At 73.0% G+C, this 15,697-nt stretch carries 15 protein-coding genes; 7 read left to right on the forward strand and 8 right to left on the reverse strand.

Annotated elements, in window-relative coordinates; all coding sequences use genetic code 11:
* Window positions 1-12 precede the first annotated feature (12 nt).
* From AC0AIB_RS09630 to AC0AIB_RS09660, 7 genes are all read left to right on the forward strand, one after another.
* On the forward strand, window positions 13-210 hold the full coding sequence (locus AC0AIB_RS09630) for a DUF397 domain-containing protein (protein WP_328343639.1): 198 nt from the start codon (window positions 13-15) through the stop codon (window positions 208-210).
* Between the two features lie 126 nt (window positions 211-336).
* On the forward strand, window positions 337-876 hold the full coding sequence (locus AC0AIB_RS09635) for a DUF4240 domain-containing protein (RefSeq protein WP_328343637.1): 540 nt from the start codon (window positions 337-339) through the stop codon (window positions 874-876).
* Window positions 873-1,724 carry an alpha/beta fold hydrolase gene (locus AC0AIB_RS09640; RefSeq protein WP_465096451.1) on the forward strand — a complete coding sequence of 284 codons (852 nt, stop codon included), beginning with the start codon at window positions 873-875 and terminating at the stop codon, window positions 1,722-1,724. Before AC0AIB_RS09635 ends, AC0AIB_RS09640 begins: the two co-directional genes overlap by 4 nt.
* A 155-nt stretch (window positions 1,725-1,879) precedes the next feature.
* Window positions 1,880-3,169, forward strand: a complete 1,290-nt coding sequence (locus tag AC0AIB_RS09645) for an ATP-binding protein (protein WP_465096452.1) — start codon at window positions 1,880-1,882, stop codon at window positions 3,167-3,169.
* Window positions 3,159-4,376 (forward strand): hypothetical protein, encoded by a 1,218-nt coding sequence (locus tag AC0AIB_RS09650; protein WP_465096453.1) that lies wholly within the window; start codon window positions 3,159-3,161, stop codon window positions 4,374-4,376. The genes AC0AIB_RS09645 and AC0AIB_RS09650 overlap by 11 nt, the downstream gene beginning before the upstream one ends.
* Window positions 4,346-5,062: a response regulator transcription factor gene (locus tag AC0AIB_RS09655; protein ID WP_328343630.1), complete on the forward strand. Its 717-nt coding sequence runs from the start codon at window positions 4,346-4,348 to the stop codon at window positions 5,060-5,062. The genes AC0AIB_RS09650 and AC0AIB_RS09655 overlap by 31 nt, the downstream gene beginning before the upstream one ends.
* Before the next feature lie 75 nt (window positions 5,063-5,137).
* Window positions 5,138-5,863, forward strand: a complete 726-nt coding sequence (locus tag AC0AIB_RS09660) for a hypothetical protein (protein ID WP_328343628.1) — start codon at window positions 5,138-5,140, stop codon at window positions 5,861-5,863.
* Between the two features lie 1,100 nt (window positions 5,864-6,963).
* Here AC0AIB_RS09660 and AC0AIB_RS09665 read toward each other — a convergent pair.
* The 8 genes from AC0AIB_RS09665 to AC0AIB_RS09700 all read right to left on the reverse strand — a co-directional run bounded on the left by AC0AIB_RS09665 (window position 6,964) and on the right by AC0AIB_RS09700 (window position 15,451).
* Window positions 6,964-7,713: a lysophospholipid acyltransferase family protein gene (locus AC0AIB_RS09665; protein WP_328343624.1), complete on the reverse strand. Its 750-nt coding sequence runs from the start codon at window positions 7,711-7,713 to the stop codon at window positions 6,964-6,966.
* A 92-nt stretch (window positions 7,714-7,805) separates the two neighbouring features.
* Window positions 7,806-9,866: an amylo-alpha-1,6-glucosidase gene (locus AC0AIB_RS09670; RefSeq protein ID WP_328343622.1), complete on the reverse strand. Its 2,061-nt coding sequence runs from the start codon at window positions 9,864-9,866 to the stop codon at window positions 7,806-7,808.
* On the reverse strand, window positions 9,866-10,237 hold the full coding sequence (locus AC0AIB_RS09675) for an SCP2 sterol-binding domain-containing protein (RefSeq protein WP_328343619.1): 372 nt from the start codon (window positions 10,235-10,237) through the stop codon (window positions 9,866-9,868). The genes AC0AIB_RS09670 and AC0AIB_RS09675 overlap by 1 nt, the downstream gene beginning before the upstream one ends.
* Before the next feature lie 187 nt (window positions 10,238-10,424).
* Window positions 10,425-10,841 (reverse strand): CBS domain-containing protein, encoded by a 417-nt coding sequence (locus AC0AIB_RS09680; protein ID WP_328343617.1) that lies wholly within the window; start codon window positions 10,839-10,841, stop codon window positions 10,425-10,427.
* A gap of 177 nt (window positions 10,842-11,018) precedes the next feature.
* Window positions 11,019-12,044 (reverse strand): aspartate-semialdehyde dehydrogenase, encoded by a 1,026-nt coding sequence (locus AC0AIB_RS09685; protein WP_465096454.1) that lies wholly within the window; start codon window positions 12,042-12,044, stop codon window positions 11,019-11,021.
* A gap of 280 nt (window positions 12,045-12,324) precedes the next feature.
* Window positions 12,325-13,671, reverse strand: a complete 1,347-nt coding sequence (locus AC0AIB_RS09690) for a M16 family metallopeptidase (RefSeq protein WP_465096455.1) — start codon at window positions 13,669-13,671, stop codon at window positions 12,325-12,327.
* Window positions 13,668-14,960, reverse strand: coding sequence for a M16 family metallopeptidase (locus AC0AIB_RS09695; RefSeq protein WP_465096456.1), 1,293 nt, complete (start codon window positions 14,958-14,960; stop codon window positions 13,668-13,670). The genes AC0AIB_RS09690 and AC0AIB_RS09695 overlap by 4 nt, the downstream gene beginning before the upstream one ends.
* A gap of 275 nt (window positions 14,961-15,235) precedes the next feature.
* On the reverse strand, window positions 15,236-15,451 hold the full coding sequence (locus AC0AIB_RS09700) for a hypothetical protein (protein WP_328343610.1): 216 nt from the start codon (window positions 15,449-15,451) through the stop codon (window positions 15,236-15,238).
* Window positions 15,452-15,697 lie beyond the last annotated feature (246 nt).

The following is a 15,697-nucleotide window of genomic DNA, read 5'->3' on the forward strand; positions in this document are numbered from 1 at the left end:
CGAGGAGCGAGCATGAACGACCTGGCCGGTGCCCTCTGGCGCAAGAGCACCCGCAGCGGCGGCAGTGGCGGCGACTGCGTCGAGGTGGCCGACAACCTGCCCGGCGTGATCGGCGTACGGGACAGCAAGGACCAGTCCGGCCCGACCCTGCGTTTCCACCCGACCGCCTGGTCCACCTTCGTCCACGAGGTACGCCACGGGCTGCGCTGACCGCCGCCGTCCGGGGCCGCCCACCACCGGGAGGGCGGCCCCGAGGCCGTAGCGCGCCCTCCCGGTCACCCGGCGAACGAAGCGGATCCCCGGAAAACGTCGGGGCGGCCCGCTACCGTCCGGCCTATGAGTGACACGGAGACCGCGACCCGGCTGCCCACCGCCGAGGAGGAGGCCCGGTTCTGGGGCCTGGTGGAGGCCGCCTGGCAGCGACTCGGCCCCGAGCCGGCCGCGCTGCGCCGGGCGCTGCTCACCCGCGACCGGGCCGCCGACGACGACAGCGCCTACGCGATCGACGCCTGGCTGGACGCCTTCCTCGACCAGTTGGGCCAGCTCTGCGCCGACCTGTCCGGCCCCGAGCTGACCGACCTCGACCGGGTGGTCGAACGCAAGCTGTACGACATCGACCGGGCCGACGTGCATGCGGTGATCGACGGCTCCGACGACGGCTTCCTCTACGGCCGGGGCCACGTCGTGGCGCTGGGGCGGGAGTTCTACGAGGCGGTCCGGGCCGACCCGAGCTGGGCGTTGCCCGACGGCTACCTGCAGGGCATCTGCTACTTCTTCGGCCGCCTGCACGAGCAGCGGTTCGGCGACTGGCCCCGGACCGGCTCCGGCATCTCCCGGGAGTCGTGCACCAACCCGACAGGCTGGGCGGACCAGTGAGCCACCCACCCGCTGCGCTGACCGAGACCGACCTGGCGCTGCCGGACGGCGGCACCCTGCACGTCTACGACACCGGCGACGACGGCACCGGCCGGCTGCCTGTCGTCTGGCACCACGGCACCCCCAACATCGGCACCCCGCCCGCCCCGCTGTTCGCCGCCGCCGACCGCCTCGGCCTGCGCTGGGTGTCCTACGACCGGCCCGGGTACGGCGGTTCCACCCGTCGCCCCGGTCGGGACGTGGCCTCGGCGGCCGGATACACCGCCCGGGTGGCCGACGCGCTGGGCCTGGACCGGTTCGCCACCCTCGGCCACTCCGGTGGTGCCCCGCACGCGCTGGCCTGCGGGGCGTTGCTGCCCGACCGGGTGACCGCCGTGGTCGCCGGCGCCGGTCTGGCCCCCTACGACGCGGCCGGGTTGGACTGGTTCGCCGGGATGACGCCGTCCGGGGTGGCGTCGCTGCGCGCCGCCACCGAGGGCCGGGCGGCCAAGGAACGGCACGCCGCGTCCGACGTCGACTACGACCCGGAGTTCACCCCGGCCGACCTGGCCGCCCTGGCCGGGCCGTGGTCCTGGTTCGACAGCGTGGTCGGCACGGCGGTCCGGGGCGGCCCGGCGGGGCTTGTCGACGACGACCTCGCGTACGTCGCGCCGTGGGGTTTCGACCCGGCCCTGGTGCGGGTGCCGGTGCTGCTGCTGCACGGCGGGCGGGACCGGGTGGTCCCGGCCACCCACAGCCGTTGGCTGGCCGGGGTCTGCCCGACGGCCGAGCTGCGGATCACCGCCGACGACGGCCACATCTCGGTGCTCGGCGGTGCACCCGCCGCCCTGGAGTGGCTGCGCCGCTGATCGGCGGCGGGGCCGGCCCGACGCAGGTGCGGAACGCCACGCGACACGCCGTACACCAATGGTGATCAGTTAGGGAAACTGATGCTATTCTCCGGCGTCGATGCACCGCCGAGCAGACCCGGACGGGTCACCGCCCGAAGGACGCACTCCCCTTGATGTCGGCCGTACCCGCTCCGACCTCGTCACCGTCGTTGCTGGATCGGCCGGCGGATGGCGCGCTGCAGCTCATCTTCACCGCCCTGCCGGCGCTGCTGCGGTTGACCTGCGGGTTGTTCGGCGCGGCGACCGCGCTGGCGGTACGCACCGCGCCGGTCCGGGTGCCCGTGCTGCTAGCCGCCGTGATCGCACTGACCGGCTGGTCCGTCTGGTACGCGGCGCGGGCGCTGCGGGTCGGCATCGGCGCGGGACTGGTCGCCGGGGACGTCGCGCTCACCCTCGCGGCGAGCCTGCTGGCCCCGCTGCTCGTCGCCCCGGAGGTGCTGCCGGGCGAGGGTAGTTGGCTCGCCGTGCTGGCCAGCACCACCGTGATCAACGCGCAGGCCACCGCGCCGGTCCGCTGGTCGGTGCCGGCGGGCCTGCTGGTCACCGCCGGATACGCGGCCGGCGCCTCGGCCGCCGGCAACACCGTCGAGGCGTCCGCGCACGCGGCGACCCTGCTGGTGCAGACAGGCTGCGCGGCGATGACGGCGACGGTGATGCGCCGGTGGATCGGACGGGCCGACGCCGCCTTCACCGAATTCCAGCGGCTGCGCCGGGAGGCGGTGCTTGCCCGGACGGTCCGGGAGGTGGAACGGCGGCAGAACCGGGACCTGCACGACACGGTCCTGTCCACGTTGACCATGGTCGGGCTGGGTGCCCTGCCGGCCGGTTCGGCGGCGTTACGCGAACGGGCCGACGCGGATCTGCGTACCCTGGTGGCGCTCGCGAACGCCCGGTCCACCCCCTCGACCGACCCGGTCGGCAACGAGACCGGCCAGGTCCGCAACGAGACCGCTCCGGCCGGCAACGAGGCGGGCCAGGTCGGCAATGAGGCCGGCCAGGTCGGCATCGCTGTCGGGGCCGGTCCGGCCGATGTCGACGCCGGTCTACGCGCGCTGCTCGCCATCCACCCGGAGCTGACGGTGACCGCCACGTTGCCGCCCTGCACGGCCCCGGCGGGGGTGGTCGCCGCGCTCGTCGACGCCACCGCCGCCGCGCTGGCCAACGTGGCCCGGCACGCGCCGGATGCCGAGGTGGTCGTGCGGTTGGGCCGGCACGACGGCGGCGTCGTGGTCGAGGTGGTCGACGACGGTCCCGGTTTCGACCCGGCCACCGTCCCGGCCCATCGGTACGGACTACGCGAGTCGATCCGGGGCCGGTTGGCCGATGTCGGCGGGCGGGCGGAGGTGACCTCCGCCCCTGGCGAGGGCACCCGGATCAGGCTGGAATGGCCGGATGTCCACTGACCTCAGCGCGACGGCACCGGCCCGCGTACCCCGGCCGGTGATGTCGTCGGGGAGCCTGGCGGTGGCCGACGGCACCGCCGTGGACGTGGCCCGGGTCTCGGACCGGGGCGCCCGGATCGCGGCGGTGGCCATCGCGCTGGTCTGGCACACCGCGATCGGGTTGCCGGCGCTGCTCGGCGCCTGGTCCGAGCTGGCCGCGCCGACGGTGGTCGCGGTGGGCTGGCTGACCGCCCTCGTCGTCGGCGGGTACGCCGCCCACCGGCTGCTGCACGGCACCCTGCCACCGGTGCTTCCGTTGGTGACCACGTTGCTGGCGGTGGACACGGCGGTCTTCGCGGCGGCCGGCGAACGGCAGTTCTTCGCCGCCGGGAACTGGGCGTGGACCGGGTTGGCCTGGTTCCTCGTGGTGGTGCTCTGGGGTCGCCCGATCCGCTGGATGATCGCCCTGTCGGCCGGTCACTCGGTGATCGCGCTCGCCGCGCTGATCGGCCACGGCGCGACCGCCCCCGCCGACCTGACCCGCTTCACGATGTACGTCTACGGCACCTCTTCGCTGCCGGTGGCGGTCTTCGCCGGTGCCGCGGTGATCTCCACCCTCGCCCGGGACCGGGCCGGCACCGCCGCGGCGACCCTCGCCGTACGCGCCGAACGGGACGCCGCCGAACGGGCCCTGGCCGACCGGCGGACCCGGCTGGCGCTTGTCGGTGGGGCCGCCGAGCAGGTGCTGGCGGAGCTGGCCGATGGTCGCGCCGACCCGACCGACCCGTTCGTGCAGCGCCGGTGCGTGCTGGCGGCGACCCGGTTGCGCCGGCTGATCGCCGAATCCGACGACGTGCCGGATCCGCTGCTGCACGAGTTGCGGGCCGCCGCCGACCTGGCCGAACGCAACGGGCTGCCGATCGAGTTGATCGCCATCGGCACGCCGCCGCCGCTGCCGGTGGAGGTCCGCCGGCGGCTGGCCGACCCGTTGGCCGCCGCGCTGGCCGCCGCCACCGGTTGGGCCCGGCTGACGGTGGTGGCCGGTCCGGACGAGGTTGCTGTCAGCCTGGTGGCACCGGACGTGGGCGGCCCGGGAACGGCCGACGCGCCGGGACCCCAGCCGGGCGACCCGCCGTTCGCTCCGGCGGGCGACGACGAACAGGTGGAACACCTACAGGAGCGGGACGGGGAGATCAGGTGGACGCAGACCCGGTGGCGCCGGCCATGAGCGGGGAGCGACCCGTCGGAGTGTCGATCGTCGACGACCATCCGGTGGTGATCGACGGAGTGCGGGCCTGGTTGTCCACCGAGCCTCGACTACGGGTGCTCGCCACCGGCGACGACCCGGACCTGGTGCTGCGGACCGCGCCGGAGGCAGACGTGATCCTGCTGGATCTGCGGCTGCGCGGGCGGATGGTCATCGACAAGTTGGCCGAGCTGAGCACCGCCGGTCGGCGGGTGGTGGTCTACTCCGAGCACACCGATCCGGCGACGATACTCACGGCGCTCGACGCCGGGGCGACCGCGTTCCTGGCCAAACACGAGGGGCGGGAACACTGCGTGGCGACCGTGCTGGCCGCCGCAAGTGACCGCCCGTACGTGCCGCCGGCCCTGGCCGGGGCGATGGTGGGTGATCCGCGCCCGGACCGACCGGCCCTGTCGGACAAGGAACGCGAGGCACTGCTGCTGTGGTTCCAGTCGATGTCGAAGGCGTCGGTGGCCCGCCGGATGCAGATCAGCGAGCACACCGTCAAACAATATGTGGACCGGGCCCGGATCAAGTACACCCGAGCGGGCCGACCGGCCGCCACGAAGGCCGCTCTCCTGGCCCGGGCGATCGAGGACGGACTAGTCCGGCCGGAGGAGATCGGCACCTACCGGTCACAGGCGTCGTACGACCGGCCGACCCCCTAACGGGTGTCATGACAGCGCGTCACGGGTCGGTGAGGCTGAACGCCACGAGACCACTGCGCGGGGGAGGTCGTGACGATGCGCGAGGACATGTCCCCGTTCTTCATCGCACCGCATCGGTTCGACGCGCCGGAGGACGAATTCGCCCCCGTACTCGACCGGCACCACGACCTGGTCCCGGAACCCGGTGAACGGGTGCTCGGCCGGTACCTGACGTCGGTGGCCGGCTGTCTACTCAGCCCGACCGGCACCCGCCGGCAGTGGGTCCTGCCGGCACCCGCCTCGGTCACCGTCACCGACCGTCGCCTCGCGTACGTCTGCCTCGCCGGTGACCTGGCCCTGGTCGCCGGCAAGATCGACTCGGCGGGCGTCCGGCACCGGCGGGCCGTCCGGTTGCCTCGCCTGGTCAGCGGGCAGGTCCGCTGGCAGTGGCCGTCCCGGCTGGAGCTACGGTCCACCCCCTCCGGGGCGCACGGTACGGCTCCGGACGCCGAACTGCTTGTGGTCTGCGACGCGCTGCGGACGATCCAACAACCCACCCTGGCCCTTGGTGGCCAGGTGGGCCCGGTGACCGAGCTGGCCCGGCTGATCCGACGGACGGTGGCCTGTTTCCGGGTCACCCGTCCCGAGTTGGTGGAGCTGGCACCGCCGGAGCGGGACGTGCTGATCCGACGGGCCACCGCCGCTCCGATGACAGGTGAGGCGCGGGTGACCCTGCCCGGTTCGCTGCCTGTGGAGTTCCTCTCCCGCGACGACTACTACCGCACCCCCGAGCCGGCGGGGCAGGACGCCGTCGGCAGCTGACCGACCACGCGCCACAGTGGACCGCGAACAGCACGGGCGGGGCATGGCTGGTCGAGCAGGGCCGAACGGTCGAGCAGGGCCGAGCGGTCGAGCAGGGCCGAGCGGTCGAGCAGGGCCGAGCGGTCGAGCAGGGCCGAGCGGTCGAGCAGGGCCGAGCGGTCGAGCAGGGCCGAGCGGTCGAGCAGGGCCGAGCGGGCGAGCGAGGCCGAGCGGGCGGGGCCGGGGGCCGGTGCGGCCGGGGGGCCCGTGCGGCCGGGGGGCCCGTGCGGCCGGGGGGCCCGTGCGGCCGGGGGGCCCGTGCGGCCGGGGGGCCCGTGCGGCCGGGGGGCCGGTGCGGCCGGGGGGCCGGTGCGGCCGGGAAGGCGGACTCCCACCGCGACCACACCCACCACCGCCATCGCCACCGCATCCCCACCGCGACCGCGTCCGCCACCGTCACCGCGACCACACCCACCACCACCACCACCGCCACCGCATCCCCACCGGGACCGCACCCACCACCGTCACCGTCACCGCATCCTTACCGCGACCGCGACCGCGACCGCCACCGTCACCGCGACCACATCCGCCATCGCTGTTCGGCTGGTTCCGGTCGCTCCCGCGCGGTGCCTCAGCCATATGATCGTGCTGCAACCATGTTGTAGTGGGCTTCTGAACAACGGAGGCCACTACAACATGGTCAACACCGTTGCGTTAGGTGGAACGGCTGTTCGTCAACCACCGCTGCCTCGCCGATCATGGAGTTGTGGTGGGTAACAGAACGCCCGCAAAACCTTCAAAGCCGGCACCACCACTCCATGATCGCCAAGCTGGCCCACCCCGCTCCCCGATCGGGCACTTTCTGTCCCGGGTTGACCAGCCGCCCACGGCGTTAACGCAACGGTGTTGACAACATGGTTGCAGCACGATCATGAAGGGCGCGACGAGGCGGCACCGGCCCGATGACTCGACGCATCACCTGTGGTGGCCGCTCTGCCGCGGCGTCGAGGCCGCGCCGGACGGAGTTCATCCCGATTCGTTTTCGTCATCAGCTCTACAGGACGCGCGTATGACACCAGGGCGGCGGCGTCGACCGCATGCGCCGGGCGGTCAGGAGGCGGTCAGGAGGCGGTCGAGCGGCGGGGGCGGCGGTCCAGTTCGGCGGCCTTCTCCAGGCTGGGCGCGGTACCGCCCAGGTGGGCCGGCTGCCACCAGGTGTCGTCCGGGCCGGCCGGCTTGTCGGGGTACTCCCGCTGGGCCCGGTCCACCAGCGCGGCCAGCCGGGTCTTCAGCTCCGCCGTCATGGCGTTGGCGTCCGGATAGGCGGCCGGGTCCATCGGCTCGCCGAGCAGGATGGTGATCGGGGTGTGCCGCCGGGTCAGGGTCTTCGGCCGGCCCTTGGTCCAGAGCCGCTGGGTGCCCCACAGCGCCACCGGCAGCAGCGGCACCGCCGCCGCCTGCGCCATCCGGGCCGCGCCGGTCTTCAACTCCTTCACCGTGAAGGAACGGCTGATCGTCCCCTCCGGGAAGAGACCGACCGCCTCGCCCCGGCGCAGCGCGTCCACCGCCGTGTTGTACGAACCGACCCCCGCCGACCGGTTCACCGGGATGTGCTTCATGCCGCGCATCAGCGGGCCGGAGACCTTGTGCGCGAAGACCTCGTGCTTGGCCATGAACCGGACCAGCCGCCGGGACTCGTGCGCCCCGTACCCGCAGAAGATGAAGTCGAGGTAGCTGACGTGGTTGCTGGCCAGCACCACCCCACCGGTACGGGGCACGTGGTGGTTGCCGTCGACGGTCAGCCGCAGGTCGAGGACCCGGAACATGGTCTTGGCGGCGGCGATCACGGGCGGGTAAACGAGTTCCGGCATCCGGTTACTTTACCCCGCGTAGGTTACGGAACCGTAGGGCGGAGCCGGCTCGGGGAGCCCGGCCGAGGCGCGGTCGGCGTACGGCACGCCGGTCAGTCGGCCAGCCGCTGCCGGTCGGCCCGGCCCCGGGCGAAGGCGTCCACCCGTCCCCACCGGCCCGGGATGTCCAACACCTCGATCCGGCCCATCCCGACGGGCAGCACCGGCTCCACCGCCAGGTGCCCCTCGTGCGGCTCCAGGCCGAGCATGGTCCGCAGCAGCAGCAGCGGGGCGCCCGTCGACCAGGCCTGCGGGCTGCACGCCGTCGGGTACTCGACCGGGAACTTGGTCTGCTCCCGGGGATAACCACCGAACGCCTCGGGCAGCCGCCCTTCGAAGTAGGTGGCCGCGTCGAGGATGCCGTTGGCGATGGTGGCGGCCTCCTCGGCGAAGCCGTACCGGCGCAGGCCCCAGGCGATGAAGGAGTTGTCGAACGGCCAGATCGTGCCGTTGTGGTAGCCGATCGGGTTGTACCGCACCTCCCCCTCGGCGAGGGTACGCACGCCCCAGCCGGTGAACAGCCGGGGCCCGACCATGTGCCTGGCGATCTTCTCGGCCCGGTCGTGGTCGACGATCCCGCTCCACAGCAGGTGCCCGATGTTGGAGCTGAGCACGTCGCACTGCCGGCCGTCCGGGTCGAGGGCCAGCGCGTAGTACTCCCCGTCGGCCACCCACCAGTCCCGGTTGAACCGCTCCTTCAGCGCTGCGGCCTCCCGCTCCAGCCGGTCGGCGAACGCCGGATCGTCCCAGAACTCCCGGGCCATCCGGGCCGCCCGGCGCTTCGCGTCGTACGCGTAGCCCTGCACCTCGCAGGTGGCCCGGGGGAACGGCGGCAGGCTACCGTCGGCGTACGAGATGGAGTCCCAGGAGTCCTTCCAGCACTGGTTCTCCAGCCCGGTCTCGGTGTTGCGCCGCTCGTACCAGATGTAGCCGTTGCCGGCCAGGTCGGCGTAGTCGTCGATCCACCTCAGCGCGGCCCGGCACTCCCGTTCCAACTCCTTGACCAGCGCGACGTCCCCGCTCCACCGCTCGTACTCGTCGAGCAGGACCACGAACAGCGGGGTGGCGTCGACCGAACCGTAGTAGGGCGAGTGCGGCTGCTCCTCGAAGGCGGCCGTCTCGCCGTAGCGCATCTCGTGCAGGATCCGGCCCGGGTCCTCGTCCCGGAAGTCGTCGAACCGGGTGCCCTGGAGGGCAGCCAGAATCCGTAGCGTGGTCTTGGACAGTTCCGGGGCGAACGGCAGCACCTGCAGACAGGTCAGGATGCTGTCCCGGCCGAACATGGTCATGAACCAGGGCAGGCCGGCGGCGGGCAGGGTCTGGCCGCCGAGCGACAGCGGCGCGAAGCGCAGCGCCGCCAGGTCGATCAGGCTGCGCCGGTAGGTGGCGGCCACCCGGTCGTGCTCACTGTTCACCTTGGGGGCCTTGGCGATCCACTCCTCCAGGTCGTGCGCGAGGGCGAGCCGTTCGTGGCCGTGCACGGTCACGCCCAGCCGCAGGTCCCGGCCCCCCGGGCCGATCGCGAAGGTCTGTACGTCGATCTCCGCGGTCCACTCCTCGTTGGGTTCCAGGTGCACCGAGTACGCGAAGCCGTTCCGGTCGTACCGGGCCGGCCGGGACGACGAGATGACCGTCTCCCGCCGGAAGTTGCCCCGGCGGTAGCCCAGCCGCAGCCGGTCGGACTCGGCCTCGGCGTACAGCTCGCCCTTCTTGTTGAGGATCTCGTCCTTGACCTGGAAGAGGTCGGCGAAGTCGGCCCCGGCGTCCATCCGGACCTCCAGGTCGACCGCCTTCTCGTCGTGGTTCAGGATGGTCAACTGTTCGCGGAAGCTGCCACCGACCGCGCGCTCCCGGATGATCGACAGCTTCGCGTCGACGTAGTGGGTGGCCATCCCGGGCACCAGGAAGAACCGCGCCTCGTAGTACTGGAGGTCGTCGTAGGACAGCGCGTTGAGCCGTTCCCCGTTGACGGTCAGCACCCAGCGGGACAGGAAGCGGACGTCGAGGGAGAACAGGCCGGTCGGCTCTGTCGGTGTCGCCTCGATGTCGCCGGTCTCCTCCGAGACGACGAACGTGTTGCCGTCCAGGATCCGGACCGTGTTGCTCTGTCCCATCACCGCACCTCCCGCTGGTGGAGCCGGTGCGGCCCCTGGGCGTCCGGGGAACTGGGGAAGACCCGCTCGATCTGCACCACCAGCCGGGCGTCCCCGGTCACCGTCATGTCGCCGCGCAGCAGCGCCGCCAGGCCGTGTTCCCGACCCGCCGCCATCTCCTCGAACAACGCCGGAGTCGTCCCGATGACGGTGTCCGCCTCGCGGTCCTCCTGGCTGACCGCCACCTTGCCCCGGTCAACCCGGAGCAGCCAGTGGGTGGTCTGCGCCCCCTCGTGCAGGTCGAAACGCAGCGTCCCCACGGCCTTGTCCAACAGCGGCTCGTAACCCCGCCGCTCCAGACTCTCGAAGAACCTCGTGGTCGCGTCCACCATCGGGCCTCTCCCCCGTCGTCCCATCCGCCTGCCGGTACCGGCGGGGGATCCCCGCCCGGTCCGCCGTCAACCTCGCCCGGATCGGGTGAGGCCATCCGCCGGGGCCGGCACCCGCGCCGACGGGACGACGAACGCCGGCCCCCGGGATGTCCCGGGGGCCGGCGTCTGGGCCGTCCGCATGCGGAGGTCAGTTGTTGGGGTCGTCGGCGCTGATGTCCGCGAGGACCGACTGGGGTTCCCGTTCGACCGCAAGGTCACCCATCGACACCAGGCCCACCAACCGGCCGTCGTCGATCACCGGCAGCCGGCGTACGGCGTAGGTGCGCATCAGGTCCGCGGCGGCGACCGCGTCGTCGTGCTGGCTGACCGTGATCACGTCCCTGCTGGTGATCTCGTTGAGCCGGGTACGGTTCGGGTCCAGACTCTCGGCTACCGCCCGGACGGTGACGTCCCGGTCCGTGACGATTCCGACCACGTCGTCACCGCTGGTCACCACCACGTCGCCGATCGCACTGTCCCGCATCTCCTGCGCGGCGGCGGTGAGCGTGTCGTTGCCGTCCATCGTCACCAACCGGGTCGTCATGAACTCTCCGACCGTTGTCATGGCGCTCTCCTCTCGGTGTCGGCACGGCCGTCTACCCGCCGCTCCCGACCAGGTAACGCACCTCCACCAGCGCACCCGGTGACCGGCACGGCCGTCCCCGCCGCCGGGCCGAGCGCGGGGGACGCCGGCCCGGCGGGACCGGCCGGACGCCGAGAGCGCCCGACCCGACGCGACCGGTCAGCGGAGTCCGGCGGCGACCAGTTCGGCGAGCTGTACCGCGTTCAGCGCGGCACCCTTGCGCAGGTTGTCGTTGGCGCAGAACAGCGCCAGGCCGTGCTCTACGGTCTCGTCGGCCCGGATCCGGCCGACGTACGTCGGGTCCTGACCGGCCGCCTGCAACGGCGTCGGTACGTCCGACAGGGCCACCCCGGGGGCACCGTCGAGCAGTTCCCGGGCCCGCTGCGGGGTGATCGGCCTGGCGAACCGGGCGTTGATCTGCAACGAGTGGCCGGTGAAGACGGGCACCCGGACGCAGGTGCCCGAGACCTTCAGCTCGGGGATCTCCAGGATCCTCCGGCTCTCGTTGCGCAGCTTCTGCTCCTCGTCGGTCTCGAACGAGCCGTCGTCGACGATCGCGCCGGCCAGCGGGAGCACGTTGAAGGCGATCGGCCGGGCGAACGAACGCGGCGCGGGGAACTCCACAGCCGCCCCGTCGTAGGCCAGCCCGGCGGCCCCCTCGACGACCTTGCGGACCTGCTCGTCCAGCTCGGCGACGCCGGCCAGACCGGCACCGGAGACCGCCTGGTAGGTGGCGACGACCAGGCTGACCAGCCCGGCCTCGTCGTGCAGCGGGCGCAGCACCGGCATCGCGGCCATCGTGGTGCAGTTCGGGTTGGCGATGATGCCCTTCGGCCGGTCGGCGATCGCGTGCGGGTTGACCTCGGCGACGACCAGCGGCACCTGCGGGTCGGTGCGGAACGCCGACGAGTTGTCGATCACCACGGCACCGGTCGCGGCGACCCGGGGCGCCAGCTCCTTCGCCGTACCCTTGCCGGCGGAGAAGAGCACGATGTCCAGCCCGGAGTAGTCGGCGGTGGCCGCGTCCTCCACCGTGACCTCGCCGCCCTGCCAGGGCAGGGTGCGCCCGGCCGACCGGGCCGAGGCGAACAACCGCACCTGCTCCGCCGGGAACCCGCGTTCCGCCAGCACCTGCCGCATGACCCCACCGACCTGGCCGGTGGCTCCCACAATGCCGATCCTCATGCCCGCGAGGCTACCCAGCCGCAGGCCCACGGCGGGAAACCTTTCCCACCGCCCGGGTCACCGCCCGCCCGCCGGTCACCGCCCGTGCCCCCCACCACACCACAAACCACCCGACGGTACGCCCCGAAGCCCCGGAAGATCGCCCGTGACCAGGCCGTCCGGCCGCAGCATCCGCACCACCGGCCCGGCCCGGCCCTCCCGGGGCGGCGCGACCGGAATCACACCGCCCCGCTCCCCGACCTGCCCTCAGCCCGGTGGTCGGCCACCCGTCGAGCGCCGTTCAGCCGGCGTGGTCGGTCACCTCGCCGAGCCCGGAGGCGACCAGCTCGTCGCGGATCAGCGCCGCGTCCCCCTCGATGACCAGGGTGAGCGCATCCGGGTGCAGGTGCTCGCCGGCAGCCGCGGAGACCTGCGCGACGTCGGCGGCGAGCAGTTCCTCCCGCAACCGCGCGTGGTAGTCGTCCGGCAGGTCGTGCACGACCAGGGTGGTCAACGCCGAGGCGATCGCCCGGGGACTCTGCAACTCGACCGAGAGCTGACCGGCCCGCCAGGACCGGGCCACCGCCAGCTCGTCCTCGGTCACCCCGCCGGCCCGGGTACGGGTGATCTCGCCGATCGCCTCGACCAGGGCCGGGGCGGTCACCGACGTCTGCACGCCGGAGCTGACCGCGAACCGACCGAACCGGCGGGACGAGGCGAAGTCGCCCCGGATGCCGTACGTGTAGCCGCGTACCTCGCGGATCAGGTGGTTGAGCCGGGAGGTGAACGCCCCGCCCAGCACCGTGCCGGCGAGCGTCATCGGCACGTGGTCGGGGTGGGCGCGGTGCGGTGACGGGTGGCCCAGCCGCAGGGTGGACTGCACCGAGCCGGGGCGGTCCACCAGGATGATCCGCCGTCCGGCGGGCAGCGCCACCTCGATCGGGCCGCCCCGCTCGACGGGACCGCCGCCGGTGCCCGCGAACGCCGCCGCGCCCAGCGCGTCCAGGTCGATCCGGTCCAGGTCACCGGCGACGATCAGGGTGCCGGGGCGGAGGAACCACTCGGAGTGGAAGACGGTGACGTCCTCCACGTCCAGCCCGGCCACCGAGCCGGGGTCGCCGTACAGCGGCCGGCCCCACCGGTTCTGCGCGCCGAACAGGTCGGCACGTAGCGCCGCGTCGGCACGTGGACCGGGGTTGGACCAGTCCATCCGCAGCGCGGTCGCCTCGTCGTCGCGGACCCGGCGCACGTCGTCCGGGTCGAGCCTGGGCGTCCGCACCGCCTCGGCGAGCAGCTCCACCGCGGCGCCGAGCCGGTCCACCGGCACCTGGACGCTGACCTGGAAGCTGTCCCAGTCCAGCCCGGTGGCCAGTTCGGTGCCGAGGCCCTCGACGGCCAGCGCGAAGCCGGTGGCGTCCCGCTGCGCGGTGCCCTCCTCCAGCGCCTTGGCCAGCACCGCGCCGAGCCCTTCCTTGCCCACCTGCTCACGCCCGGCACCCGCGTCGAGCAGCAGCAACGCGACGGCGAGGTTCTGGCCGGGCAGGTGCGCGGCGACCACCCGGCCACCGGCGACCTCCCGCCGGACCACCGTCGGGAACCGGTAGGGCCGGGCGGTGCCCGGACCCGGACGGGTGGTGATCAGCGTCATGAGGTCTCCTCCGGCAGGTAGGTCAGGGTCACCCGGTCGGCGGGGGTGAGCACGTCGGCGGCCAGCTCGGCGATCTGCGTGGCGGTCACCGACAGCCAGCCGGGCAGCCGGTCGGCGGTCTTCGCCGGGTCGCCGATCTGGGTGGCGTACCGGCCGAGTGCGTCGGCCCGGCCGTCCACCGTGGCCATCTGCCGCCACCAGGCGGTGCTGAGCAGCGCCTTGGCCCGGTCCAGCTCGGCGGCGGTGACCGGCACGGTGGCGAGTTCGTCGACCACCTCGGCGACCCCTTCGGTGAGCCGCTCGGCGGTCACTCCGGGGCGGGCGGTGGCGGTGGCGATCAATGGCGCCGGGGCGTGCGCCAGGTCCACCCCGTACGCGCCGACCAGGTCCGGCTGGGCGAGCCGTTCGCCGTCGGCGAGGCGCTGGTAGAGCCGGCTGCCCCGGCCGCTGCCGAGCACCGTGGCGGCCACCGTGGCCACGTCGTAGCCGGGGCTGCCGAACGGGTGGGTGCGGTGCGCGACGTAGACCCGGGCGGCCGGAACCTCGGCGGTGACCGTCTCGACGGCGGGCCGGTCGGTGCGGGCGACGGTGTGGCCGTCCGGCGCGGCGGGGATGTCACCGCGCGCCGGGATCCCCCCGAAGTACCGCTCGGCCAGCGCGAGCACCTCGGCGGCGGCGGCGTCGCCGACCACGGTGAGCACCGCGTTGTCCGGCGCGTAGTAGGTCTGGTGGAACGCCTGGAAGGTGGCCAGGTCGGCGGCGTTCAGGTCGGCCATCGACCCGATCGTCGCGTGGTGGTAGGGGTGCCCCGGCGGGTAGAGCAGCGGGAGCAGCCGCAGCCAGGCGTCGCCGTACGGGACGTTCTCGTAGCGCTGTCGACGCTCGTTCTTGACCACGTCCCGCTGGTTGTCCAGGGTCTGCTGGGTCAGCGCGGGGACCAGCCCGCCCATCCGGTCGGCCTCCAGCCACAGGGCCAGTTCCAGATGTTCGGCCGGGACGGTCTCGAAATAGTTCGTCCGGTCCGGGTTGGTGGTGGCGTTGAGCGAGCCACCGGAGCCCTGGATCAGCTTCATGTGTTCGGTCTTGGCGACATTGACCGAGCCCTCGAACATCAGGTGCTCGAAGAGGTGGGCGAAGCCGGTCTGTCCCGCCGGCTCGTGGCGGGAGCCCACGTCGTACCAGAGGTTGACCGCGACCGCCGGGGCGGTGCGGTCCTCGCTCACCACCACGCGCAGGCCGTTGTCCAGTCGGGTCGTCTCGATGGGCCAGGGGTAACCGCTGTCGGGCATGACCCGACGCTATCCGATCTCCACGCCGCCGGGGCGACGCGCCACCGTCCGGCCCCGCCGCACCACCACCGCCCGCACCGGCACACCACCCGGACCACACTCCACCTGGCCTGTCCGCCCGGCCTGTCCACCTGGCCTCGACGGGCGAACAACCGGCCTTGATCGACTCAATGACGCCGAGGTGGCGGGATCACCCGGAAGTGGACACCGCCACCTCGGCGACCTGGAGTGGGTCGGGGGTGGATCAGTCAGCGGGTGGATCGGTCAGGGGTGGGTCAGTCGGGGGGTTCGATCGTGGTGACGGTCTGCTCGGACGTCCGGTGCTCCAGCACCGTGTCGGGGGCGGCCCGCTGGTCGGCCTCGCGGAGATCAGACTCGGCGAGGATCGCCTCGGCCTGGGCCTGCGGGTCGTCGCTGCCGACCGCTGCCTCCTCGGGCAGCAGGTGGGCCCGGGACTCCACCCGTTCCTGGTCGCTCTGCTCGTGGGTCATGAGGTTGTCGATACCCCACCGACGCCTCCGCCACGCCCCCAGACCCCCAACCCCGCAACGAGATCCCCCACCGCCCGAGCCCACCCTCGATCCAGGATGTAGGGGCCTCCCGCCGACCTGAGGCCACTACATCCTGGATCGAGCACGATCATCGGCGGAATTCGACAGACGGCCATCGTCGGGGACCGAGCGCGGTCATGAGCGGGACGGAGACGAGGCCCGAGGGGCGAGCGGGGGACGTGCGGG

This window comes from Micromonospora sp. DSM 43699 (genome assembly GCF_055517075.1).